This is a genomic window from Candidatus Erwinia haradaeae (assembly GCF_900699015.1).
In the GTDB taxonomy this organism is placed as follows: domain Bacteria; phylum Pseudomonadota; class Gammaproteobacteria; order Enterobacterales; family Enterobacteriaceae; genus Erwinia_E; species Erwinia_E haradaeae_E.
The window spans coordinates 25,051-50,969 of record NZ_LR217737.1 but is presented as its reverse complement, the minus strand read 5'-3'; the positions used below and the strand labels follow the sequence as shown (position 1 = coordinate 50,969).

General features: G+C 32.2%; 18 protein-coding genes. 11 read left to right on the top strand and 7 right to left on the bottom strand.

Annotated elements, in window-relative coordinates:
• Positions 1-271: 271 nt before the first annotated feature.
• Together gntU and gntK are read right to left on the bottom strand one after the other, a co-directional pair.
• A complete protein-coding gene (gene gntU / locus ERCIPICE3303_RS00160; protein ID WP_157990753.1) occupies positions 272-1,612 on the bottom strand; it encodes a gluconate transporter in 1,341 nt (446 codons plus the stop codon).
• Complete coding sequence (gene gntK, locus ERCIPICE3303_RS00155) at positions 1,609-2,163, bottom strand: gluconokinase (protein WP_157991264.1); 555 nt, start codon at positions 2,161-2,163, stop codon at positions 1,609-1,611. Before gntK ends, gntU begins: the two co-directional genes overlap by 4 nt.
• A gap of 1,930 nt (positions 2,164-4,093) precedes the next feature.
• On the opposite strand from gntK, the gene atpB reads away from it, so the two are divergent.
• The 10 genes from atpB to groL all read left to right on the top strand — a co-directional run bounded on the left by atpB (position 4,094) and on the right by groL (position 13,406).
• Positions 4,094-4,918, top strand: coding sequence for a F0F1 ATP synthase subunit A (gene atpB, locus ERCIPICE3303_RS00150; RefSeq protein WP_157990752.1), 825 nt, complete (start codon positions 4,094-4,096; stop codon positions 4,916-4,918).
• An 86-nt stretch (positions 4,919-5,004) separates the two neighbouring features.
• Positions 5,005-5,244, top strand: a complete 240-nt coding sequence (gene atpE, locus ERCIPICE3303_RS00145) for a F0F1 ATP synthase subunit C (protein ID WP_157990751.1) — start codon at positions 5,005-5,007, stop codon at positions 5,242-5,244.
• A 108-nt stretch (positions 5,245-5,352) separates the two neighbouring features.
• Positions 5,353-5,826, top strand: a complete 474-nt coding sequence (atpF, locus tag ERCIPICE3303_RS00140; protein WP_157990750.1) for a F0F1 ATP synthase subunit B — start codon at positions 5,353-5,355, stop codon at positions 5,824-5,826.
• Positions 5,827-5,837: 11 nt separating this feature from the next.
• Positions 5,838-6,371 carry a F0F1 ATP synthase subunit delta gene (gene atpH, locus ERCIPICE3303_RS00135; RefSeq protein WP_157991263.1) on the top strand — a complete coding sequence of 178 codons (534 nt, stop codon included), beginning with the start codon at positions 5,838-5,840 and terminating at the stop codon, positions 6,369-6,371.
• Between the two features lie 13 nt (positions 6,372-6,384).
• Complete coding sequence (gene atpA / locus ERCIPICE3303_RS00130) at positions 6,385-7,923, top strand: F0F1 ATP synthase subunit alpha (RefSeq protein WP_157990749.1); 1,539 nt, start codon at positions 6,385-6,387, stop codon at positions 7,921-7,923.
• A 55-nt stretch (positions 7,924-7,978) separates the two neighbouring features.
• Entirely contained in the window at positions 7,979-8,848 is an 870-nt protein-coding gene (gene atpG, locus ERCIPICE3303_RS00125; protein ID WP_157990748.1) for a F0F1 ATP synthase subunit gamma, read from the top strand.
• A gap of 159 nt (positions 8,849-9,007) precedes the next feature.
• The gene (atpD, locus tag ERCIPICE3303_RS00120; protein ID WP_157990747.1) at positions 9,008-10,390 is read left to right on the top strand and encodes a F0F1 ATP synthase subunit beta; all 1,383 of its coding nucleotides are present in this window, start codon (positions 9,008-9,010) and stop codon (positions 10,388-10,390) included.
• A gap of 78 nt (positions 10,391-10,468) precedes the next feature.
• A complete protein-coding gene (locus ERCIPICE3303_RS00115) occupies positions 10,469-10,921 on the top strand; it encodes a F0F1 ATP synthase subunit epsilon (protein ID WP_157990746.1) in 453 nt (150 codons plus the stop codon).
• A gap of 510 nt (positions 10,922-11,431) precedes the next feature.
• A complete protein-coding gene (locus ERCIPICE3303_RS00110) occupies positions 11,432-11,722 on the top strand; it encodes a co-chaperone GroES (protein WP_157990745.1) in 291 nt (96 codons plus the stop codon).
• Between the two features lie 46 nt (positions 11,723-11,768).
• Complete coding sequence (gene groL, locus ERCIPICE3303_RS00105) at positions 11,769-13,406, top strand: chaperonin GroEL (RefSeq protein WP_157990744.1); 1,638 nt, start codon at positions 11,769-11,771, stop codon at positions 13,404-13,406.
• A 342-nt stretch (positions 13,407-13,748) separates the two neighbouring features.
• On the opposite strand, the gene ansA is transcribed toward groL, so the two are convergent.
• Both ansA and sppA read right to left on the bottom strand, forming a co-directional pair.
• The gene (gene ansA, locus ERCIPICE3303_RS00100) at positions 13,749-14,786 is read right to left on the bottom strand and encodes an asparaginase (RefSeq protein WP_157990743.1); all 1,038 of its coding nucleotides are present in this window, start codon (positions 14,784-14,786) and stop codon (positions 13,749-13,751) included.
• A gap of 107 nt (positions 14,787-14,893) precedes the next feature.
• Positions 14,894-16,759 (bottom strand): signal peptide peptidase SppA, encoded by a 1,866-nt coding sequence (gene sppA / locus ERCIPICE3303_RS00095; RefSeq protein ID WP_157991262.1) that lies wholly within the window; start codon positions 16,757-16,759, stop codon positions 14,894-14,896.
• A gap of 2,754 nt (positions 16,760-19,513) precedes the next feature.
• On the opposite strand from sppA, the gene tcdA reads away from it, so the two are divergent.
• Positions 19,514-20,305: a tRNA cyclic N6-threonylcarbamoyladenosine(37) synthase TcdA gene (tcdA, locus tag ERCIPICE3303_RS00090; RefSeq protein ID WP_157990742.1), complete on the top strand. Its 792-nt coding sequence runs from the start codon at positions 19,514-19,516 to the stop codon at positions 20,303-20,305.
• A gap of 691 nt (positions 20,306-20,996) precedes the next feature.
• Here the strand turns inward: tcdA and purN are convergent.
• The 3 genes from purN to polA form a co-directional block, all read right to left on the bottom strand.
• Positions 20,997-21,641 (bottom strand): phosphoribosylglycinamide formyltransferase, encoded by a 645-nt coding sequence (purN, locus tag ERCIPICE3303_RS00085; RefSeq protein WP_157990741.1) that lies wholly within the window; start codon positions 21,639-21,641, stop codon positions 20,997-20,999.
• On the bottom strand, positions 21,638-22,678 hold the full coding sequence (purM, locus tag ERCIPICE3303_RS00080; protein ID WP_157990740.1) for a phosphoribosylformylglycinamidine cyclo-ligase: 1,041 nt from the start codon (positions 22,676-22,678) through the stop codon (positions 21,638-21,640). The genes purN and purM overlap by 4 nt, the downstream gene beginning before the upstream one ends.
• Positions 22,679-22,968: 290 nt before the next feature.
• Entirely contained in the window at positions 22,969-25,764 is a 2,796-nt protein-coding gene (gene polA / locus ERCIPICE3303_RS00075) for a DNA polymerase I (RefSeq protein WP_157990739.1), read from the bottom strand.
• Between the last annotated feature and the right edge of the window lie 155 nt (positions 25,765-25,919).

The following is a 25,919-nucleotide window of genomic DNA, read 5'->3' as shown; positions in this document are numbered from 1 at the left end:
TTAATCTTAGTTTCAAGATCTAGTTCATTTAATCAATGATTAAGAATTACTATCTCCCACAAACTCTACTATTCAATGATTTCAGCGTACTATTCTTTATCAAAAAATTAGTTTTATCATAATACGATTGTTTTCCTAATAAATTGTACAGTATAAAAAATAAATATTTAACAATAATACTTTTAGAGTAATACTTAATGCTTAATAAAAAACATACAATCTAAGAATATATTTCAGAGAAGATATATTGATTGTTAATTATCCAGTATTATTATGAAAAAAAATAAAAAGCCATCGTACCAACTATCGACCCTACTAATCCTAATATAGTCTCCATGATAGTCCATGTCATTAATGTTTCACCTTCACTAGCACCAGTAAAACGACCAAATAACCAAAAACCAGCATCATTCACATGGCTACAAACAATCGAACCACCAGCTATGCAAATAGCTAAAGCTGCCATTTTTGCATCAGAATAATGAAATAACTCAATCACTGGCATAACAAGACCAACTGTAGTAAGACATGCCACTGTCGCAGATCCTTGAATAATACGTACTGCACCAGCTAATATAAAACATGATATTGATACTGGTAATCCAATACCAGTTAGTAAATTACCAAGTGCTGGACCAACACCAGAATCTATTAATATCTGCTTAAATACACCGCCAGCCCCAATAACTAAAAGAATCATACCCGCAGGCTGTAAGGATGTAGTACAAATCTGTATAATCTTTCTTTTACTAATACCTTGATAAGGGGCTAACCCGTAAATAGCTACCAAACAAGCCAGTAAAATAGCTGTAAATGGATGCCCAATCAACTGAAACCACGCATATAAACGAGTGTCAAAAGAACTCCACTGCGAACCAAAAATTTTAACTCCCACTAAAATAAGAGGCAACAAGAGTAATGTTATACTCCAGCCAAATGAAGGAAGTTTTCTAATATCTAACTTAGGCTGCTCATCTAAATCCAATTGAATAAACGTAACATGCTGACTAACATAACGACCAAATACAGGACCTGCAATTAACATACCTGGAAGTGCTGCACACAAACCTAAAAAAAGCATCCAGCTAAAATCTACATGCATCTGTGATGCTAATAGCATTGGCGCAGGGCCCGGTATAAGAAAAGCAGCAGCAGCAGCTACCCCTGAAAACAAAGGAATTACTAATTTCACTAAATTTTCACCAGTACGATGTGCTACTGCAAATGCAATATTAATTAAAAGAACAACTGCAACTTCAAAAAATAAAGGAAGAGAACAAACTAACCCAGCAAAACCCATAGCATAAGGCGAACGCTTGACACCAAAATACTTTATTATATATAACGCAATTTGATTAACTACACCACATTCATATAATATTTTTCCAAACATTGCACCTAAAGCTACAACAATAGAAAGAAAACCAAGAGTACTTCCCATGCCTTTTTGCATAGTATTTGCAATTGTTTCTAATGGCATGCCAGATAAAACCCCTGCAAAAAACGAAACTAATATTAATGCTACAAAAGCGTGCATACGTGCTTTCATTACCAAAAATAATAAAAAAAACACCGAACCAACTGCAGTTAATAATAAACTAGATGTATTCATTCAACACCGCTTATTTTATGTTTTGTAATAATTTCTTGAATAGTTTTTAATGTGATAGTAATCACGTCATGCAAAGATGGATGAATATCAATAGACCATACATCTTTTTCTTCATCTCCAGGAGGTTCTAAAATATCGAACTGAGTACGAAGCATCTGCGGTTGAAAAAAATGTCCTTTTCGTGCTTGAAGGCGTGACTTAATGATATTAAAATCCCCTCTAAGATAAAGAAACACAAGATTAGAATGGCCCGATCGTAAAATATTACGATAACTTTTTTTCAATGCAGAACAAACAATCAATGAGATCTTATTAGTACATTGCATAGCAAATGCTGCATCGTTAATAGCGTCTAACCATGGACGACGATCATCATCATTAAGTGGCAAACCTGAAGCCATTTTTTTTATATTAGACCGAGGATGAAGAAAATCACCGTCAAGAACAGCAGCATTCAGTTGAAAAGCAAGAGTATTCGCAACAGTAGACTTACCACTGCCAGATACACCCATGAGTATAAAAAGATGATGATATAAAGAAACTGGATACATTATTTTTACTCCGGTATGATCCTCGACCACATGCTCGAAGTTATTACCGATCATAATGTTAAGGTCAATAAAGAAGATAAAAACACTGATATGAACTATCAGGAAAATTTAAAAAGAATATCTGTAAATCAAAGTAACAAATACTATCAGATTTTAAAAAATCAACTAAATAAATTATATTTCGCTATTACAATAGATTCTTGCCCCATAAATTTAATATATTCAACATTAATTTTATAATACATAATAAAGTACTATTTACCATAAACTAATCAATAAATCCTGTATTTATAGAATTATTATATCATATAGACCAGTGATTAGAGTTAATCTAACTCTAGCAATTCTATTTTTATTTTTTTAATTTTTCAATAATTTATGTTCTAAATATCAATTATATTTAGTTTTTATATAACTGACTATAAATCTTCTACTAGAATAAAAGGTATCGAATCATTGATGGAATCTTCTCATATCTTAGGTCACTCAAAAAACTATTTCTCGTTTCTAAAATTTTATGTATCATTTTAATATAACAATGTAAAGATCTACAAACATATCGACATCACAACAAAAGATCATGGATCATATTACAGTAATAATATGAGATATAATGTATCGATATACAGCCCAATCTATAACTATTTAAATAATGAGGTACAAATTAAGATAGCCTATCCAATTATTTATTCAGAATAAATGATAACAATCTTAGTATATGCATACTCCTCTTTACTTATCTCTTCTTAAATGAAGATTATAAAAGATATAACACTAACCAATAAAATAACTATGCCCTATTTTAATATAGGGACAAGTTACATAAAATCAACGAAAATACTAAATAAATGACTAACATATAATTATTCTTCATTACCTAAACCATCTCGATTCCCTCAACTCTAAAACATACATTTATATAATTAAATAATAAATATTAAAAATAATCTTATTTCAATTCATGTTGTTATATAATCAATAAGTCAATCTAATTCGCATTAAATTTAAAATATTATAATTGATTAATTTGATATAACTAAGATTCACTTTTTAATCATCCTTAGTTCAATATCCCAATATGATACTGACTTAAATCTGATCCCTAATTTTAATAATTAATAATTAGAGAGTAGAGTAGTAACAAACTAATATTTAGATCACGATTTAATATGATTCCATTAATAAAATTAATAAAATAATACTGAAGAATCATCGAGAAATCAAATCAATCTATTAGACATAGAAATCAATCACATCTCAGTAATATTGATGATAAAATAACTGAACTGACTTAATAAATAACACAAGTAACATTAATATAAATTCATTACATAATTAATAATTAATAATGAAATTAGTATTCAAAAAACGTAGTAATTGAAATCTGAAATGATTTATTCATCAAAATCTACTGCCTATCAGCATCTTAACGATTTATCTCAACATAAATACCATTAAGCTCCTCATATGATCTTTACAGTAGGTTTGTACTAAGTAAAAATAAGAATTCAACTATCATTAATCAAAATATAAGTGTCTTACGTAATGTTGTTCCCGTTATTCTTCTATAATTAATTAATGAAAATCTAACTCAAGAGCTAGAACAGGCTTTGTTCTAGTTAAAAACTTTGTTATCCTTAAGAATATATAAAAAATTATAAATCGTTAACCTAAAGAAGAAAGTAAATAACTCCTAATTACAAAATATATCAATTTATTAAATTAAGTTTTTGATGAATAATATCAAATAACGATGACTAGAAATCAATAAACAGTATATCAAGACAGAATGAATGAAGATAAGTATGAATTGAAGATTATTAATGAATATAATAATATTAATTAGAATTACCTAAAAAATATCTTTATACTTTATTAAGTCTAAATGCTTCGATCAACTCACCATTAATAAGGCAGGGTAAGGTAAACAATGTCTGCAGAAGAAGTCTCTACATCACCGAAGGAATATATCACTCATCATCTAGAACATCTTCAAATAAATCTGCATAATCTAAAAATTATGCACGAAAATGATGATACAACCACATTCTGGATCTTAAATATTGACTCTATATTTTTCTCTGTTGTATTGGGTGTATTTTTTTTAACTCTATTTCGTTATGTTGCTAAATCAGCAACGAGTGGCATACCTGGAAAATTACAGACCATCATTGAATTAATAATTAATTTCGTCGATAAGAACGTACGCGAAATATACCATGGAAAAAGTTCAGTAATTGCTCCACTAGCTTTAACGATTTTTGTCTGGGTTTTCCTCATGAATTTTATGGACATATTACCAATAGATCTGCTTCCATTAATTCAAGAGTATTTCTTCTCTAACCTGCCATCATTACGAATTGTCCCTTCTGCAGATGTTAATATCACTCTTTCTATGGCAATAGGAGTATTTGTTTTAATTTTATTTTATAATATTAAAATCAAAGGAATAATTGGTTTTAGCAAAGAACTAATACTTAAACCCTTTAATCATCCAGTTTTTATTCCAATTAATCTAATTTTAGAGAGCGTCAGCCTATTATCTAAACCAATATCTCTAGGCTTACGACTATTTGGCAATATGTATGCAGGAGAATTGATCTTTATCTTGATTGCAGGCTTATTACCATGGTGGTCTCAATGGCTCCTCAGTGTGCCATGGGCAATCTTTCATATTCTTGTCATTTCTCTTCAAGCCTTCCTGTTTATGATGCTGACCATTGTCTATCTTTCAATGGCATCCGAAGAACATTGAGTTTGTATACTCAAGTAATATGGCTCTATAAAAATCTGTTACTCAACATAAATATTTATTGTTTAAAATATAAAATGGAGATTTTGATGGCAAACCTTAATATGGATCTAGTATATATGTCTGCTGCGATTATGATGGGTTTAGCAGCTATTGGCGCTGCAATTGGTATTGGTGTATTAGGAGGAAAATTTATGGAGGGTGCTGCACGTCAACCAGACTTAATCCCACTCCTCCGCACACAGTTCTTTGTAATTATGGGTCTGGTTGATGCTATTCCAATGATCGCAGTAGGACTAGGGTTATACATGATGTTTGCTATTGTATAATAAGCATCATTTTATATGGTCTGGTGCTCTAATCTTTCCATAATAAATCATGCCAGAACGCTAATGTCATAAAAAGAAATAGTTAAATTTACTACAAGGTGTCTTTCGATGAATATTAATGCCACTATCTTTGGCCAAACTATCGCATTTATTATCTTCGTTGGATTCTGTATGAAATATGTATGGCCACCACTAATGGCCGCTATACAGCAACGCCAGAACGAAATCGCTAACGCGATTTCTTCCGCCGATCGTGCTAAAAAAGATCTGGAACTGTCAAGAGTTAACGCAATTAGCCAGATTGAGAGAGCAAAAAATAACGCTCAGGCTATTCTAGAAGAAGCATATAAAACCCGCACTCAGATTCTAGACGAAGCAAAAAACACCGCCATGAAAGAACGTGATGGAATCCTGACTCAAGCTCAAGCGGCACTTCATACAGAACGTCAACGTATGCATGAAGATTTGCGACAACAAGTTGCAACGCTTATTATGGAAGGAGTTAAAAAAATAATTGAACACTCATTGCATGAAGAAGATCACATAGATATCATCAATAAAATCATCGATGAACTATCATAATGAAAACTCCAATGATCAACTCCATGACGCTAGCTCGTCCCTATGCGCAAGCAGCATTTGATTATGCTGTCATGAAAAACCGCCTAGATCAATGGCAAAACACATTAACCTTTACTACATTAGTAGTATCCTGTCCATCTATTAAGGATTTAATATCAGGACCTTTAGCACCTACCGATTTATCTGAATTATTTATAAAAATATGTGGTGATCAACTTGATAAACCCGGTCAAAATTTTATAAGGATATTATCTGAAAATAAACGTTTATTGATTATACCTACTGTATTAGAACAATTTATTCAACTCCGTACTAAATACGAATCAATTATTGAAGTTGAAGTGTTATCTTCTAGTAAACTAAGTAATATTCAGATAAGTAATATTAGAGTATTAATGGAAAAATATTTATCAAGTAAGATTAAGCTAAATTACACTATTGACAAATCTTTAATAGCAGGCCTGATCATCCGAATAGGTGATATAGTCATTGATGGTAGCATACGAAATAGAATTGAACAGCTAACTAAGATCCTTCAGTCTTAGAGGGGAAGAGTAAATGCAATTAAACGCCACTGAAATTAGTAAATTAATTAGAGAACGAATCGACCAATTTAACATTTTAAGTACAACTTACAATCAAGGTACCATTATTTCTGTAAGTGATGGCATAATTCGAGTACATGGCCTAACTGATGTAATGCAGGGTGAAATGATTAGCCTTCCCAATGATTGCTATGCTATTGCACTAAACCTAGAGCGCGATTCTGTCAGCGCAGTAGTGATGGGCGTGTATACTAATCTATCTGAGGGTATGACAGTTAAATGCACAGGACGTATTCTCGAGGTACCAGTTGGATATGGTTTATTAGGTCGTGTTGTTAACACTTTAGGGGCACCTATTGATGGAAAAGGAAGTGTTTCACATAACGGTTTTTTACCAATAGAAACTGCCGCGCCTGGTGTGATTGATAGGAAAATGGTTGATCAACCACTTCAGACAGGATACAAAGCAATTGATACAATGATCCCCATTGGACGAGGTCAGCGTGAACTAATCATTGGTGACCGTCAAACTGGTAAAACTACAATTGCTATTGATGCAATCATTAATCAACGTGATTCTGGTATAAAATGTATTTATGTTGCGATTGGTCAAAAATCATCTACTGTTGCAAACATAGTACGAAAACTTGAAGAAAATAATGCCATATCTAATACAATTATAGTTGTGGCTACTGCATCTGAGCCTGCCTCTCTACAATATCTGGCACCATACGCTGGATGCACAATGGGCGAATATTTTCGTGACCGCGGCGAAGATGTACTAGTAGTCTATGATGATTTATCGAAGCAAGCTGTTGCTTACCGACAAATATCTTTACTACTTCACCGCCCTCCAGGTCGTGAAGCCTTTCCTGGTGATATCTTTTACTTACATTCCCGCTTGTTAGAACGGGCTGCCCGTGTTAATGAGGATTATGTAGAGCGAGCTACTAATGGTCAAGTCAAAGGTAGAACTGGCTCTCTAACAGTATTGCCAATCATTGAAACCCAGACAGGAGATGTATCTGCATTTATACCTACAAACGTAATCTCAATTACCGATGGTCAGATTTTCTTGGAAACCAGCTTATTTAATTCTGGTGTTCGCCCAGCCATTAATCCGGGTATCTCAGTCTCTCGAGTAGGTAGTACAGCTCAAACTCCAATTATCAAGAAATTATCCAGTGGACTTCGTACTGCGCTAGCACAGTACCGTGAACTTGAAGCGTTCTCACAGTTTGCTGCCGATTTAGATGAAGTTACTCGAAACCAGCTAAATCACGGTCAAAAAATCACTGAACTACTAAAACAAAAACAACACTTACCAATGTCCATAGCAGAACAAAGTTTAATACTGTTTGCTGCAGAATACGGATTTTTAAATGACGTAGACCTACGGGATATAGGCAGATTTGAAGCAGAACTTCTAGGATATGCTCATTGCAAGTACAGAGAATTATTAAATAATATCAACGAATCTGGCATCTTCAATCATGCAATAAAAGAAAAAATAAGCCATCTATTAGAACAATTTAAAAAAACTCAATCCTAGCAAAGTCCTACTTGCTTATCTTAAACAAAAAAAATAGAACTTTGCGGAGAATTTTATGTCTAACGCAAAAGAAGTACGTAATAAAATCCTATGTGTTCAAAATACACAAAAAATTACTAAAGCAATGGAAATGGTTGCAGCTTCAAAAATGCGTAAATCACAAGAAAGAATGTCTATGAGTCGTCCTTATGCAGAATCTATACGACAAGTTATTAGTCATATTACCTCAGCAAATTTAGAATACAAACATCCTTACTTAAATATGCGACATGTTAAATCCAAAGGATATTTAGTTATATCCACTGACCGTGGATTATGTGGGAGTTTAAATTCTCATCTTTTTAAGAAACTATCTACAGATATAAAAGTTTCATCTGATAAAGGAATAGCTAGCAAGCTAGCTATTATAGGCTTAAAAGGCGGACTGTTTTTTAGATCAGTCGGTAGTCAGATAGTAGCACAAATACAGGGCATTAATGACAAACCTACCCTCTCTGATTTAATAGGTCCTGTTCAGGTTATGCTAAAACTATATAATAAACAGCACATAGATCAGTTATATCTTGTCAGCAATAAATTTGTCAACACTATTTCTCAATCCCCACAGATAGTACAGCTACTACCTTTATTTCCTGAAAAAAATACTATCGATGTAATGCAAAATAGAGCATGGGACTATCTATACGAACCCGATCCAAAAACACTACTAGATATATTACTACAACGCTATATTGAATCTCAAGTATATCAAGCTGTCGTAGAAAATTTAGCTAGCGAACAAGCAGCAAGAATGTTTGCAATGAAAACAGCCACTGATAACGGTGAAACTCTAATCAAAGAATTAAAACTAGTATACAATAAAGCACGACAAGCCGGAATTACTCAAGAGCTCACCGAAATTATCGGAGGAGCTGCTGCAGTATAGCTTTAATCTAAAAAATCAAGACACGTAGAACTAGATTAACAGTACAACACTCAAACTATGATAAACTTCTCATCTCCTTGAGAAACTAGCTCCTAGCGCACTCACCAAGGTTTAACTAAATTCGGTGAAACTAAATCAGACCACAATAGAGGAATAAAAATGACTACTGGGAAAATTATTCAAGTAATCGGCGCAGTGGTAGACGTGGAGTTCCATCAAGATACTGTACCAAAAGTATATAATGCACTTGAAGTATATACCCGTCAAACACGTCTAATCCTAGAAGTACAGCAACAATTAGGAGGGGGTGTCGTACGTACTATTGCCATGGGTTCATCAGATGGCCTAAAACGTGGACTAACAGTGTTAGATCTGCATCATCCAATTCAGGTACCAGTAGGAAGTGCTACACTTGGTCGAATAATGAATGTACTTGGTGAGCCAATCGATATGAAGGGAAGCATTGGTGAAGAAGAGCGCTGGTCTATTCACCGACCAGCGCCTGCTTATGCAGAACAAACTAGCTCCCAAGAGCTATTAGAAACTGGAATCAAGGTAATTGACTTGATGTGTCCCTTTGCAAAAGGTGGTAAAGTCGGACTATTTGGTGGTGCAGGTGTAGGCAAAACTGTTAACATGATGGAACTCATTCGTAATATTGCAGCTGAACACTCTGGTTTTGCCGTATTTACTGGTGTTGGTGAAAGGACTCGAGAAGGAAATGATTTTTATCATGAAATGATTGAATCAAAAGTAATTGATAAAGTTGCTCTTGTATATGGACAAATGAATGAACCCCCAGGAAACCGTCTTCGCGTTGCTTTAACCGGTCTAACTATAGCTGAGAAATTTCGCGACGAGGGGAAAGAAGTCCTATTATTTATTGACAATATTTATCGTTACACTCTAGCTGGAACAGAAGTATCAGCACTATTAGGACGCATGCCTTCTGCAGTAGGATATCAGCCTACACTAGCAGAAGAAATGGGTATGCTACAAGAACGAATTACCTCAACAAAAGCTGGATCAATTACATCTGTGCAAGCTGTTTATGTTCCTGCAGACGACCTAACTGACCCATCACCAGCTACAACTTTCTCCCATTTAGATGCCACTGTAGTACTAAGTCGTCAAATTTCTGCATTAGGCATATATCCAGCAGTCGACCCTCTAGAATCTACTAGCCGTCAGCTAGATCCTTTTGTTGTTGGACAAGAACACTATGATACAGCGCGCGGACTTCAATCTCTATTACAACGTTATAAAGAACTGAAAGACATTATTGCTATTCTAGGTATGGATGAGTTATCAGAGGAAGACAAACTAGTTGTAACGCGAGCCAGAAAGATACAGCGTTTTCTTTCCCAACCATTCTTTGTAGCAGAAATATTTACTGGCTCTCCTGGCAAATACGTATCTTTAATAGATACTATACGTGGATTTAAAGATATTATGGGAGGTAAATATGATCATCTTCCTGAACAGGCTTTTTATATGATAGGCGTTATTGAAGAAGCTGTAGAAAAAGCCAAAACTCTTTGATAGTATTACAAAAATAAATTCGTTCTAGGTATAACAATACACAGAAACATCACATCCATTTTATGCTAGGAGCTTTCTATGATCTCAAGTTTTAAACTAGATGTTGTAAGTGTAGAACTAAAAATATTCTCTAATACCGTACAAAGCATTCAAGTTTCAGGTAGCGAAGGCGAGTTAGGCATTAGACCATATCATGCGCCAATATTAACAACAATTAAACCAGGAATGGTGCGTATATTTCAACAAAATGGTGAAAGAGAAATAATATATCTCTCCGGTGGTATATTAGAAGCGCATCGTAATGCAGTTATTATTCTAGCTGATACTGCAATTAGAGGACATGATTTAGATGAAGAACATATACTCCATGCACAACAACAAGCTATAGAAACTATAAAAAAACATCATAATGATATAGATCTACTAAAAGCATCTATCGAACTAACGAAAGCACTAGCACAATTACGTGTTATTGATCTAATTAAAAAAGAAAATATAAATATAAAAAATCTGTCCAATAATCATCAATGATTATTCTTAATTACGTATCTCTAAGTGAAAAAAATTAGAAGCCTTCCTGTTAATCTCATTGGATCCTTAATATCCATCTGTATCAAAAGGCTCAGCCATCAATTAAAACATAAATATATAATACAAAATTTAGTTTGTATTGCACACTCTGATTTACGTTCCACCCCATAGCTATACAAACAATCTCAAAATTTTCTCATTATAATTAAAAATATAATGATGATTACTCAGTACTTTCCTTACATGTTACTTAATTCAGTGATATGCTTACCACTTTTAACGAAAATACCAACACTCACCCTAATAGTGACCCCTTACATCAAAATTAAAATATATACTACCTCAAGATGTAATTAGATAAAATTATACGATCTTCTTTTTATCTAAACAAAAAAAATTATTGAAGACCCCTTGAAAGACTGAAAAAAAGACCATATTTATGATTACAAGAAGGTTGTAAACCTATTTTAATCTTAAATTAATTAAATTAATGCTCGAGGAGAATTAAAAATGAATATTCGTCCATTACACGATCGTGTAATAATAAAACGTGAAGAAATCGAATCTAAATCTGCAGGAGGGATTGTATTAACTGGGTCCGCAGCAGGCAAATCCACCCGAGGCAAAGTCTTAGCAGTTGGTAATGGGCGTGTACTAGAAAATGGTAATATAAAACCATTAGATGTTAAAATAGGTGACATAGTCATCTTTAATGAAGGATACGCAGCAAAAACAGAGAAAATTGATAATGAAGAAGTTCTCATTCTTTCAGAGAGTGAAATTCTCGCTATTATTGAATAATAAAACACGCCATTGACGCAAATTAACAAAATGGAGAAAAAATAAAATGGCAGCTAAAGACGTCAAATTTGGCAATGATGCTCGCGTAAAAATGTTACGCGGTGTAAACATACTAGCCGATGCAGTGAAAGTTACGTTAGGCCCTAAAGGTCGCAATGTAATTCTAGATAAATCTTTTGGTGCCCCATCTATCACCAAAGATGGCGTATCTGTAGCTCGTGAAATTGAACTTGAAGACAAATTTGAAAATATGGGCGCACAAATGGTAAAAGAAGTCGCATCTAAGGCTAATGATGCTGCAGGCGATGGAACTACTACAGCTGCCGTTCTTGCTCAATCGATTGTGAATGAAGGTCTAAAAGCTGTTGCAGCCGGTATGAATCCAATGGATTTAAAGCGTGGTATCGATAAAGCAGTAGTTGCGGCTGTAGAATCACTTAAGAAGCTATCATCACCTTGTTCTGATGCGAAAGCAATTGCTCAAGTTGGTACTATATCAGCTAACTCCGATGAGACTGTAGGTGCATTGATTGCAAAAGCAATGGATAAAGTAGGTAAAGAAGGTGTTATTACTGTTGAAGAAGGAACCGGTTTACAAGACGAGCTAGAAGTTGTCGAAGGCATGCAGTTTGATAGAGGTTACTTGTCTCCATATTTTATTAATAAACCTGCTACTGGCTCTGTAGAGCTTGAATCTCCTTTTATACTCCTGTCAGATAAGAAAATTTCTAATGTACGAGAAATGCTACCTCTGCTAGAATCAATAGCTAAGGCAAGCAAACCATTATTAATCATTGCAGAAGATATTGAAGGTGAAGCGTTAACAACATTAGTGGTTAATAGTATGCGTGGAATTGTTAAAGTGGCAGCAGTCAAAGCACCTGGTTTTGGCGATCGACGTAAAGATATGCTACAAGATATTTCGATTCTTACTGGTGGTTCTGTAATTTCAGAAGAAATTGGAATGGAACTTAAAAATACAGTCCTAGAAGATTTAGGGCAAGCAAAACGTGTATTAATTAGTAAAGATACAACAACCATTATTGATGGAGCAGGAAACAAGCTAGCTATTTCAGGTCGAGTAACTCAAATTAATCAACAGATTAAAGAAGCGACATCAGATTACGACAAAGATAAACTAAAAGAACGCATGGCCAAGCTTGCAGGTGGTGTAGCTGTATTAAAAGTAGGCGCAGCCACTGAAGTGGAAATGAAAGAGAAAAAAGCACGCGTAGAAGATGCTTTAAATGCTACTCGCGCTGCCGTAGAAGAAGGTGTAGTTGCTGGTGGTGGTGTAGCTCTAGTACGAGTTGCATCAGAACTCTCACAACTTCGTGGTCAAAATGAAGACCAGAATGTAGGTATTAAGGTTGCCCTTCGTGCAATGGAATCCCCAATGCGCCAAATCGTTGCCAATACAGGCGCAGAGTCATCTGTGGTTACTAATACTGTAAAATCAGGATCAGGGAACTACGGTTACAATGCTCAAACTGAAGAATATGGAAACATGATTGAACTCGGTATTCTTGATCCTACTAAAGTAACGCGATCTGCACTACAGTATGCAGCTTCTATTGGTGGGCTGATGATTACAACTGAATGCATGATAACTGATCTGCCTAAAGGTGAAACGCCTGAGGCGGGACCAAGTGGAGGAATGGGCGGTATGGGTGGAATGATGTAATTGTATCTTAAAAACCACCCTCCATTGTTCATGGAGGGTGGTTTTTTATTCATTCTGTGCGAATCATCATAACTAAATTTTCTATAAAATCAAGTTCATCAGATAAATAAAAAATTCATAGTTATTTGATCTAAGAGACTAAAGCAAGTCACTCAAGCAAATACACTGAAAAACTCAACAAAGATTACCTTTATTCTCTCTATAATAAGAGAATTAGATTTGCATAAACAACAACTAGCAACTGTAAAACTAGAAGTTTGATTGGATCTAATAGATAAGATGTTACACCGTATTTTTTATAAATCCTATATTGTACATTATCTCTAATCATTCATCTATATATCAAAAATACTCACTGTTTTGTTCTTTATCAATAGTCAATTCACCACGAAGATTCTGTTGCATAAGATACCGAATATCTTCACTCTCTAAATCCTTACTGAGAAGATAATATAACTTAGCCAAGGCCGCCTCTAGACTAAGATCTGCTCCCCCAACCACACCTGCACATTCTAATCCATGCCCTGTCATATATCCTCTCATATTCACGTTACCAGATAAGCACTGTGTTACATTAACAATAACAATACCACGCTGAGTAGCTCCCTTTAACTCTTTTAGAAACTCTTTATTTTGAGGTGCATTGCCCATTCCATATGAGCGAATAATCAAGGCTCTCACAGATCCTCTAGTAAACGAGCGTACTATTTGAGCAGATATACCTGGATAAACTGTAATAATTCCAATAGATTGTGAGATAATAGGGTGGACTACCAAGTCACCCTCTACTAAAGGTAATGCCTGAGTATGCGAAACCCTAATCTTTGGACCCACTTTTAGTAATGGTGGAAAATTAGGTGAAGCAAAAGCATTAAAACGATCAGCATGCACTTTAGTAGTCCGATTACCACGATATAGAGTATTATTAAAAAATAGCGTTACTTCGTTAATTGGATATTTAGCAGCAATAAACAGTGAATTTACTAAATTATTCTGCCCATCTGACCGAAATTCCTCAAGTGGAATTTGGGATCCTGTTACAATAACTGGTTTAGTTAGATTCTCTAACATAAAAGAAAGAGCAGAAGCAGTAAATGCCATGGTATCCGTGCCATGTAAAATAATAAACCCATCATAATGGTTATAGTTATGATAAATATCATTTGCAATTATTTGCCAGTTGCTTGGTTTGATATCTGCAGAATCGATAAGAGGATAATATTCATTCATAGTAAAATTAGGCATGGTAAATTTATGAGAATCTAGCATGTTAACCAACTGATTTTTTAAATAACCTGATACAGGAATACATCCATTCTGAGAACGTTGCATACCAATCGTACCCCCTGTATAGGCAACATAAATGGATTTTGTTTGCATTAATATTCTCAAAGATGACTTTTAAAGAAATCTTAACTATGAATGAATCTCTATCACACAAAAACAGACCAGGTTTTATGATCTTTTATTTTTTAATAACCAATAAATTACTTGATATCACTACGACAGCTCATACAAAGAGCATAACAACTCTTTGGGTCATAAATAAAATCTCCAAGACTATATTTTTTAGTTATGTCTCTAATTATATCTAATAATTCTGTTGATGAGCTTGCATCTAATAAATGGATGAAAAAAGCTAAATTCGTAGGAATCTCAACTTGACTAAATAAAATATCTAATAATCCTGCTCTATTCTGATACAAACTAATCTGTGGATTAGTTAATTTTGCTAATTCTGCAGCTTTTATTACTGCATCATCAAAATCTCCTAATGAATCTACTAATCCATTATCTTTTGCCTCGCGGCCAGTCCATATATGCCCTTGTGCTATCCTTTCAACCTCATTCATAGTTTTGTGACGTGAATCAGATACTAAACTAATAAATTGTTGATAGCCATGCTCTATTCGTAATTGCATCATTTTCTGTACTTCTTTCGGTAAAGACTTAGTATTATCCACTTCGGCTAAATTAGACGTTGCCACACCATCAACATGTATACCAATGGCGCCTAGTGAATTTTCCATAGTATTTATGATACCGAAAATACCAATCGAACCAGTGATTGTACTTGGATCAGCTATAATATAGTTTGCTGGTGTTGAAACCCAGTAACCACCTGATGCTGCCATACCTCCCATAGAAACTACTACAGGTTTACCCGCATCGCGTGCAGCGACTAACTCTTCACGAATATTTTCAGATGCTGTTACAGTCCCTCCTGGACTATTAACACGGAAGATAATAGCTTTGATTTTTGGATTAAGACGTGCAGATCGAATTTCTAATATACTAGCTTCACTATTAAAGCTCCCGGTCTTCGTCTCATGATTCGTGATAACACCACTAGCCATGATAACTGCTATATTAGCATTATCACGACTAGTATTTTTAATCTGATAATCATAAATACTGATACCATGATAATTTTTTGTCTTTTCATTCCATCCAAATATATTGATCATGGCCTTATCAATAAGTGAAGACGAAGCCAGCTCATCTACAAGATGAGTGTCTTTAGCATACTTAGCAAAATCACCGTGTAAGTTTTCTAATCTATACACTTGCTCCTGTGCACTAGGAAAGATTTGTTTTATATTAAGATGTCGATTCTCAGATAAAGTACATAGATAATTATTCCATAGTTCACCTAACCATATTCTGTCTACCTCGCGAACCTCTGATGACATATCATCACGTAAAAAAGGTTCTACAGCAGATTTGTATCTACCAACACGGAATACGTGGGAAGTAATTTTTAATTTTTTTAACAAACTATGATAATACATACTATTTTTAGAAAAACCATGTAAATCTACTTCTCCATTTGGAGATAGATAAATTTTATTAGCAAAGCTTGCAAGATAATACTGAGCTTGACTATAGCTCGATCCAATAGCAAAAATTGGTTTTCCACTATTTCGAAATTCACGAAGAGCTTTACCAACATATTGTAACGATGGCTGATCACCACCAGAAAAGTGATGTAAATCAAGCACCATACCGGTGATCTTAGAATCATCTTTAGCTTGACGAATAGTAGATACTATATTGAATAATGAATTTTCCTTAATATTTTCACTATTATTTCCAAATATCTGTCGGCCTACCTTATTGAAAAACTTATTGCTATTAGTCGGCTTATCTACTAAAACACCATTAAGATTAACAATAAGAGCCCCCTTATTTAACTGGGCAATTGTATTCAGTTTTTCATATTGTAGCCAAACCCCACAAAATACAAAAACCAAAAGAATACAAATAAAATTAAAAATCACTTCACGTATCAAAGTCAGAACTCGCCAGATCCAGTGAAAAATTTTAATAATAATTTTCCATATCATGTAAATTAGTTCTCCATCAATAACCTTATATTGCTCGACACCATGAAAAAATAAAAGCAATTTAGTAATTTAAAGTAATTAACAATCAACCTTCTTAATATTCATATATTCATAATAAATTACATTGTAATACATGAGATTATAGCTTTATAACATATCTTTATCTTATTTAATAAGACGCATACATAAACAATCACAGCACTTAGCGAGATACCACGAATATCTAATAATAAACATGACTGGAGAAATTCTCTACTATTATCTAATGTAATATTATCATGATTTTTCAGTAGACATTCAAATATGAAGAGATAAAATAAAAGAATGTTAATGCTATAAAAATAGAATTATAAATCTAATTAATTGGCTATACTTATACTATAAATGGTCACCAAACCTATACTGAATCAGAATATAATCGATAGAAAATCCATTATCTTATATCAGTAAAATCAAGTTAGCAGTCTTTTTATCCAATAATGAGTAAAAAATAATACTGCTATCTTCCATAAACCGACTAGCTAATTAGATCGTAATCTAGAACAAAGATTATTTCTTATTATAGACCAAATAAGTTAGGTAATTATAAAATAAACAATTAATTTCGAATTATATAAAAATTTTTTAGTTTAGCATCTATATGCTCTTAACTAATTTTTATTAGAACAAGTACATTCTATATAATATAAAAATTAATGTAATGAAATTAGTAAAATACTAAAATACTAGATTATCCATAATTGTATTTCATAATCTTATTTCTCTCAATAATTAAGATTCGCATCTTTGATGTACCCCATTAGATACTAAAATCTTTATATATTACGAAGAGAAAACACATATGTACTCATTTATGATATACATAAAAACTTTACTTCTCATAGAGAGTATTATGAATACTATCAATTTAATAAAACATTATGATATGAATTTTTTATTTTTTTTATATACCTTTTTGCCTAACTCAGGTCTAATAAAAACATATATTTTATTTATTAATAAATATTCATTATAAATATGGTCTACAGGCAGTAATAGAAGTATTTTAAAATAAAAATTTGATATAAAATATAAAATCAAATATAATTTGATTTTATATTTAAAATAATATCTAAAATTCTAGAGAATACATCTAAACAACACTCATACTTATCCACTATCTATTTCAAATTACTATGATGTAGATCCTCTTAATCTCGTTTAAATCATACTGATTTAACGAAATAATATTCACCATCGTACTAATAATATATGAATGCTAAAGTAAAATCACATTAACTGTTTAACTATAACTGCTCATATCTATGATATCGTAACTCTGTAATTATATTATCTTTGTATATAAATTATATACAATAAGATGTATATAAAATACTCATAAACTCCATATCTTAAAAAAATCAGATTTGATAAAAGGAAATCCAGGAGTGATTTGAATATAATTCAAACAATATTTCATAAATATTTGGTATCATTAAAATAGTCTCTAATTCTTCTTTCAAAGTTCATAGAAAATCTATATAAAATAATATTACATATTATACAGCACTTTATAGAAAAATATACTTCTATAATTAAATTATAATGGATATGATCACTTTATTCTACTACTAGATGAAATCGATTCATATACATTTATCATCTCTAGAACAATCGATACGTATCTTATGCATTATTAAATATACATTTAATCTCTATCCTATGAGTCATAAAATATTCCATAATTTGGATATATAAAAGATAACAGTATACAGTACCGTATTTATCAAATCACTAATTTTAATTAACATCTATATCTTCACGTGCGTTATAAGAAATAAAATCACCTGATTCTTCTCATAATATATACTTGCATCAATCTACTCTAGATACATCATAAAAAATGAATACAATGACAACACTTTTAAACGAAAATAATTCATAGTCATAATAATACAGATGATCGACAATATGATTTTCTCATAAAGGAATGAGATACAAAAAGGAAAAAATTGCAATATTATATTTATAATAAATCTGTCAATGAAATTACATTTAAACAAAATAGAAAGTGTTATATACTAACATAATTTTTAAACAAATTAATTCAGTATATTTACATTTCTATAGATATTTTGATACAACGTTACAATAATTATGTATAAATAATCAATACTTTATATTCTTATCTTATTTACACATCTCAGAAAATAGTGATTTCTGTTATACAATAAAACCATATATTATCAATATATAAAAAATAAAATAACTTCAATTTAGCATTCTCACGCAAACAACTGTAATTTAAAACATCGATCATTTTATCAAAAATAATTCATACTTATATACTAATCAACACAGAAACTTAACTGAGTAGATTAAAATGAACGGTAATTTCAAATCCTACAAATTTTATAGGAATAAATCCACTTCTATTAATAAAACAAAAAACTTGTGATGAATACAACATCGCTATTGTAAATAACAGACAAGTATAAAAAATAAAAAATAAGTAATTGATCTAAATCCCATGATGACATATAGAAACAGTAAAAATAAACTATAAAATTCAAGATTTATTCTGATCGTAAGTAAAAAATATTAAAAATAGATTTTTAAAACCCTTATCAAAATAAATAGAATCTTACTGCACCCCGATAACAGTATTATAATTATATATTTCAGTTAATAATAAAATATTCAATAAACAAAATAAATACTCAAAATTATTAATCATTTTTATTACAATTTCTCCAACAATCTTTGTTAAAAGGAAAAATAATGAAGACACTATCTCTTTCCTGGAAAGAACGTTTTTCTGGGGTATCACGTGTATATGGAGAAGCTGCATTATCATTATTTTCTAAAAAACATATATGCGTCATAGGAATTGGGGGTGTAGGATCATGGGTAGCTGAAGCACTAGCACGTAGTGGAATTGGAATGTTAACTCTAATTGACATGGATGATGTGTGTATTAGTAATACTAATAGACAAATTCATGCAACCAAGAAAAATTTAGGAAAACCTAAAATTCAAGTCATGGCAGAACGTATCTTAGAAATTAATCCTGAGTGCGATGTAACCTATGTTGATGATTTTATCACTGTGAGCAATGCTCCTATGTTACTAGATAATAATTTTAGTTATGTCATTGATGCTATTGATAGCGTTACAGCGAAGGCGGCCCTGTTAGCATGGTGTCGTCGTAATAATACACCAGTAATAACTATCGGTGGAGCAGGTGGACAAATTGACCCACTACAAATCCAAGTTTCTGACCTAACAAAAACGATTCAGGATCCATTAGCAGCCAGCTTACGTGATCAACTTAAACATAATTTTAATATTTTACCTAACAGTAAAGGTAAGCTTAATATTGATTGTGTATTTTCAAGTGAATGCTTACGATACTTACAGAAGGATGGCTCCATATCTAATTCACGTGGTAATATGAAAAATCAAAAAACAATAGATTGTAAAAATGGGCTAGGTACAGTAATGATGGTTACTGCCACTTTTGGATTGATTTCTGTATCACATATTTTTAAAAAAATGTTGTACAATGCTTAAAACCTTATCTGATCAGATCTAATGATATTTATCCATACTACCGTTCAATAAATTAATAAACAGATAGAATCAAAGATCAGATAAACAAGAATGATAGTTAACAGATCAAGAATCAAATCAAAAGAACATCTTTAACCAAAGATGTAGATCTTAATTTAATTCTATAATTAAAATTATAGACATAAGGAATAGACAACTTTTCTCTATTGTATAACATCCACAGATCACATGAACCAATTATTAACTTTCTTCCTACTAAAATATCACCTAATATTAAGAGTCATACTCTCTTTTAATTATCTCTATTTTAAAATATATATCTTTTATAATCTAAAAGATTGATTAATCTAATTTATGATTGACAATCATCAATTTCTATTTATAGTCTAATTACAATTAATGTAAGTGTACAACAACATTAAAATATCAAAAACTAATTACTAATCAGCTATCTCAAAATACTAGATTAGATTTCAACGATCACCTATATAGACACACCTTGTGACTTCTATAATTCAAGTAATATATTCAATACAGTTATTACTATAATAAATTCTTTTACGATTTCTGAAATTAATATAATTATATCTTTCAATTATTAAAAACTAGTTTTATTTATAAAATAAAACCATAAAATAAAAAGAAAGATAACGTAATATATACACTATATTACATGATCATATATTACAATTCATAAAAAGATCTTTGGATATCCTGATTTAGGCAACCTCTTCCCATCTAACCAAGCTCTACCATTATACATAACTAAACGATCATTAATAAACCAATTAATCGCTTGAGGATAAATAACATGTTCCTGGTCTTTAACTCGTACAGTTAAAGAATCTATAGTGTCTCCTGAAAAAACTGGGATTTTAGATTGCAACACAACCGGACCTTGATCTAGGTGTTTAGTAACGAAATGCACTGAGGCACCATGCTCATAATCTCTATTCCTAATAACTTTTTGATGTGTATTCAACCCAGGATATCGTGGCAGAAGCGATGGATGAATATTAAGTATTTGACCAGAATAATATTCAATAAATTCTATACTAAGAATGCGCATGTAACCAGCTAAAACAATTAGATGTGGATGATAGTAATTAATTTCATGTATGAGCTGATGATCAAATTCATCTTTATTGGTATATCTTGATTCTAAAATTACATGAGTAGGAATCATAAAATTACGAGCTCTATTCAAAGCGGTGGCTTCATGTTTGTTACTAAAAACAGCAACCACTTGACCTGAAATTAACATATCACGACACGAATCCAAGATCACTTGTAAATTACTACCATAACCAGAAGCTAACACAACAATACGCTTCATTTATTAATTACTACACGTTCAACAGAACTAGAAGACTTAATAAAACCCATCTTCCACGCTGTCTCTCCAGCGTTTCTCATGATCTCTACAACCTGATCTAATGAAGAAGGATCCACTATAATTACCATTCCAATCCCGCAGTTAAAAGTATGATACATTTCAGAACGATCGATACAAGAAGACTCTTGAATCCAACAAAAAATAGATGGCCAGTCCCAACTTGCCTCCTCTATTACAGCTTGAGTATTAACTGGTAATACACGAGGAATATTATCTAATAAACCACCACCAGTCACATGTACAATAGCATGGACATTAACCTGTTTAATCAAAGTTAGAATACTCTTTACATAAATCCGTGTTGGCTCTAAAAGAAGGTCTGCCAGGGGTATTCCATTAATGACAGTAGTACTTATACTAATTTGATGATACGCTAAAAGCTTATGTACCAATGAATACCCATTAGCATGTAGACCAGAAGAGCCAAGAGCAACAAGTATATCACCATCTTCTACCTGATGACCATCAATAATATCCTCTCTCTCAACTACTCCTAAAGAAAAACCTGCTAGATCACAATCCTTCCCATTATACATACCTGGCATTTCAGCAGTTTCACCGCCAACCAAAGAACATCCAGATTCTAAACAACCTTTAGCTATACCTATCATTAGACGAGAAGCAAGATCAATATTTAACTTACTCACAGCATAATAATCTAAAAAAAATATTGGTTCACCACCTAAAACAAGTAGATCATTCACACACATTGCAACCAAATCGATTCCAATAGTATCATAAGATTTTAACTGCATAGCTAAGCGAAGCTTAGTACCAACTCCATCAGTACTAGAAACTAAAACTGGATCACGATATTTTGTTGGTAAAGAGCACAAAGCAGCAAAACCACCTAACTCACTAATCACCTCTGGGCGACGAGTATTCTTTACTATACCTTTCAGACGACTAATTAATAGATTACTAGTATCAATATCTACACCAGAATTTTTATAACTAAGAACAGTAGTGTCACTCACAATGCCATCCCCTCAATTTGATGTAGATGAAATAAACAAAACTTAAAAGCTCTATACTTGAGATACAGAAATAGATAAAAATTAATAAAAATGATCTTTATAACATGAAATTTACAATATTTGAAGTTTAATTTTAAACAAAAACCAACATTATTTAAACAATAAAAAACTCAATCTCAAAGAGAGCATTACTATATATTTATAAAATCCTGAATATTAAGTTAATTTAACTTAAACAATCTGTACACTACTCAAATATTAATTTCACATCTTTCAGGAAAGATGTGACATTAATGAGCTTGATCCCAATTAGAACCTATACCAATATTAACAGATAAAGGTACATCAAGCTTAATTACGCCTTCCATTAACTGGCGAATCTGAAAAGAAGTTTCTTCTACCACACCTTTCCATACTTCAAAAACTAATTCATCATGTATCTGCATAATCATTTTAACTTTGAAGGAATCTTGTTTTAGAAACCAAGCATCTAAACTAATCATTGTTTTCTTAATAATATCTGCTGCAGTTCCTTGAACAGAGGCATTAATAGCAGAACGCTCAGCCGCCTTACGGCGTATCGTATTATTAGATGTAATATCTGGAAAATAAAGACGGCGTCCATTTAAAGTTGATACATATCCATTTTGAACAACTTCTCTGCGCATATGGATTATATGTTTCAATACTTTTGGGTATCGTGAAAAATAACGATCTATATATATTTTAGCTTCTTTTAGGCTAATATTTAAATAACGTGACAAACCAAAAGCACTCATACCATACATTAAACCAAAATTAATTGCTTTCGCAGTGTGACGTTGTTTTTTACTAACAGCCTCCATAGTCACACCGAAACATTCTGCTGCTATGGAACAATGAATATCTTGTTCTTTAGTAAGGGCTAACAAAAGATCCTGATCCTGCGATAAATGGGCTATAATGCGTAATTCAATTTGTGAGTAATCGGCTGATAAAATATAATAATCTTTTTCTGCAATAAATGCCTGTCGAATTCGACGTCCATCATGATTACGTACTGGAATATTTTGTAAATTAGGGCATCTAGATGAGAGACGACCAGTCACGGTGGTAGCCTGATAATAAGAAGTATGAACCCGATTGCTATCTGGATTAATCATTAAAGGTAACTTATCAGTATAGGTAGATTTAAGTTTAAACAAACTACGATATTCTAAAATAATCTTGAGTAAAAGGTGTTTGTCTGTTAAATCTGTTAATCTTTTCTCATGATCAGATAAAAGAGAGTCTGACTTATTTTTAATTGATATTGTATTCTTCAAAGAAGGTAAAATTGCTTCGATCTGTTTTGATGACAATAAATTAAACGATCTTCCTACTAATCTATGTGCTTTTTTTTGTAAATCAGTTAAGCGCTCACTGAGTTCATTTGAATGCATAACTAAAATATTTCGATCAATTAAAACTCCATTATTCTCCAGTCTCGAAATTACAGGTACAAGAGCCATTTCCACTGTTTCAAAAATATTTTTAAGTTCTGAATGTTGCTCTAGTTCTTGCCATAATTTAACGTATAATTTTAGTATAACATCAGTATACTCTGCTGCATAATAGGTTGCTATTTTTAATGGTATTTTATATAAATTAAGTTTATTGCTATGTGTACCACTTATCTTGTTTGATGTTATTGGTTGATAATTTAACCAAGATCTTGCTAGCACAAACACATCGTCACTATGACATCTACTATTTAATACGTATGATGCTATCATGGTATCAAACAATATACCTTTTAATGTAATATTAAACTTCTTCAAAATCCTCTGAATAGATTGAAAATTATGTCCAATCTTTATTATGTTTTTATCTTCCAATAGAGGTTTTAAACATTCAAACACATAAGAACACTCTAACTGAATTGATGTATTCAAGTTACTATGCGATATTGGTAAATAGGCAGCATGACCCGAAGAAATCGAAAAAGATAAACCAATAATATTAGTTTTTAGTTCACCTAAACAATCAGAATGAAAGGAGAATGCAAATATTTTTTTATTCTTGATTTTTTTTAACCAACACAAAAATATTTTTTTATCTAAAATGCTTTCATAATTAGATAAAGACACTCTATGAAGAGATTCGTTTAATTGAGTCTCTTCCGATACAATAGAAGAACTATTTATAACTATTTTTTCTTTCTGGATGCGAGCTGACCACCATTCATCTTCCTTTAAGTAAACAATCCACTTTCTCAGGTCATAATCTATAAATAACTTCATCAACCCTTCTATAGAAGGCGTTCTCTTGACTAACTGATGATTAGTCCATTCAAGTGACAGATTAGTTTTAATAGTTGCTAATTTATACGAAAGAAAAGCCATTTCCTTATTTTTTTCTAATTTTTCTATTATCTTTTTAGTTCCCCGAAAAGAGAGTAAAGCAACTTTTTCAAGATCTGAATAAATCTCAGTTATTCCACCAAGCTCTCGCAGCAGAAACTGAGCGGTCTTGATTCCAATCCCCTCTACTCCTGGAATGCTATCAGACGAATCGCCCATTAAAGCAAGCAAATCTATAATCAGTTTTGGAGGAACACCATACTTGTCTAAGATTTCTTCCGGTCCCATAATTTTATGATTAGTCGAATTAATTAACTTGGTATCTACAGTGACCAACTGAGCCATATCTTTATCGTTAGTGCTAATCAATACATTAAAACCATCCTTTTCTGCCTTAAGAGCCAGAGTGCCAATAACATCATCGGCCTCAACACCAGGAATAACGCACACGGGTATCCCCATTAATGTAAGAATCTTATATAGCGGATTAATCTGTACTTTTAATTCCTTAGGCATAGGTGAACGACGTATTTTATATTCCGAAAAAAGACCATCACGAAAAGTTTTACCTTGTGCATCAAAAATCAAAGCAACATGGCTTGGTCTATATTTTAAAAATAGACTTCGTAACATGTTTAATACACCGCACATCGCGCCTGTTGGAAAACCAGAGCTATTAGTTAAGGAAGGAAAAGCATAATAAGCACGATACAGATAAGAAGATCCATCTACTAAAATCAACAATTTTTTTTTAATTTTAATCATAAATCATTAATATTATCTTTTGTTTTGATCTTACTAGAACTAGAAATCAAAGATGAAATACAATAACTCGTAACTCAGTAAATTCCACCTAATCAAATATATTAATTATTCTCATAATCCCAGAATTTACAGTTTATAAATGAAAGATTTTAGAT

Bases quoted from the DNA above. Each gene is read 5' to 3' on its own strand.
- gntU (WP_157990753.1), bottom strand. From the start codon at position 1,612: ATGAATACATCTAGTTTATTATTAACTGCAGTTGGTTCGGTGTTTTTT.
- gntK (WP_157991264.1), bottom strand. From the start codon at position 2,163: ATGTATCCAGTTTCTTTATATCATCATCTTTTTATACTCATGGGTGTA.
- atpB (WP_157990752.1), top strand. From the start codon at position 4,094: ATGTCTGCAGAAGAAGTCTCTACATCACCGAAGGAATATATCACTCAT.
- atpE (WP_157990751.1), top strand. From the start codon at position 5,005: ATGGCAAACCTTAATATGGATCTAGTATATATGTCTGCTGCGATTATG.
- atpF (WP_157990750.1), top strand. From the start codon at position 5,353: ATGAATATTAATGCCACTATCTTTGGCCAAACTATCGCATTTATTATC.
- atpH (WP_157991263.1), top strand. From the start codon at position 5,838: ATGATCAACTCCATGACGCTAGCTCGTCCCTATGCGCAAGCAGCATTT.
- atpA (WP_157990749.1), top strand. From the start codon at position 6,385: ATGCAATTAAACGCCACTGAAATTAGTAAATTAATTAGAGAACGAATC.
- atpG (WP_157990748.1), top strand. From the start codon at position 7,979: ATGTCTAACGCAAAAGAAGTACGTAATAAAATCCTATGTGTTCAAAAT.
- atpD (WP_157990747.1), top strand. From the start codon at position 9,008: ATGACTACTGGGAAAATTATTCAAGTAATCGGCGCAGTGGTAGACGTG.
- ERCIPICE3303_RS00115 (WP_157990746.1), top strand. From the start codon at position 10,469: ATGATCTCAAGTTTTAAACTAGATGTTGTAAGTGTAGAACTAAAAATA.
- ERCIPICE3303_RS00110 (WP_157990745.1), top strand. From the start codon at position 11,432: ATGAATATTCGTCCATTACACGATCGTGTAATAATAAAACGTGAAGAA.
- groL (WP_157990744.1), top strand. From the start codon at position 11,769: ATGGCAGCTAAAGACGTCAAATTTGGCAATGATGCTCGCGTAAAAATG.
- ansA (WP_157990743.1), bottom strand. From the start codon at position 14,786: ATGCAAACAAAATCCATTTATGTTGCCTATACAGGGGGTACGATTGGT.
- tcdA (WP_157990742.1), top strand. From the start codon at position 19,514: ATGAAGACACTATCTCTTTCCTGGAAAGAACGTTTTTCTGGGGTATCA.
- purN (WP_157990741.1), bottom strand. From the start codon at position 21,641: ATGAAGCGTATTGTTGTGTTAGCTTCTGGTTATGGTAGTAATTTACAA.
- polA (WP_157990739.1), bottom strand. From the start codon at position 25,764: ATGATTAAAATTAAAAAAAAATTGTTGATTTTAGTAGATGGATCTTCT.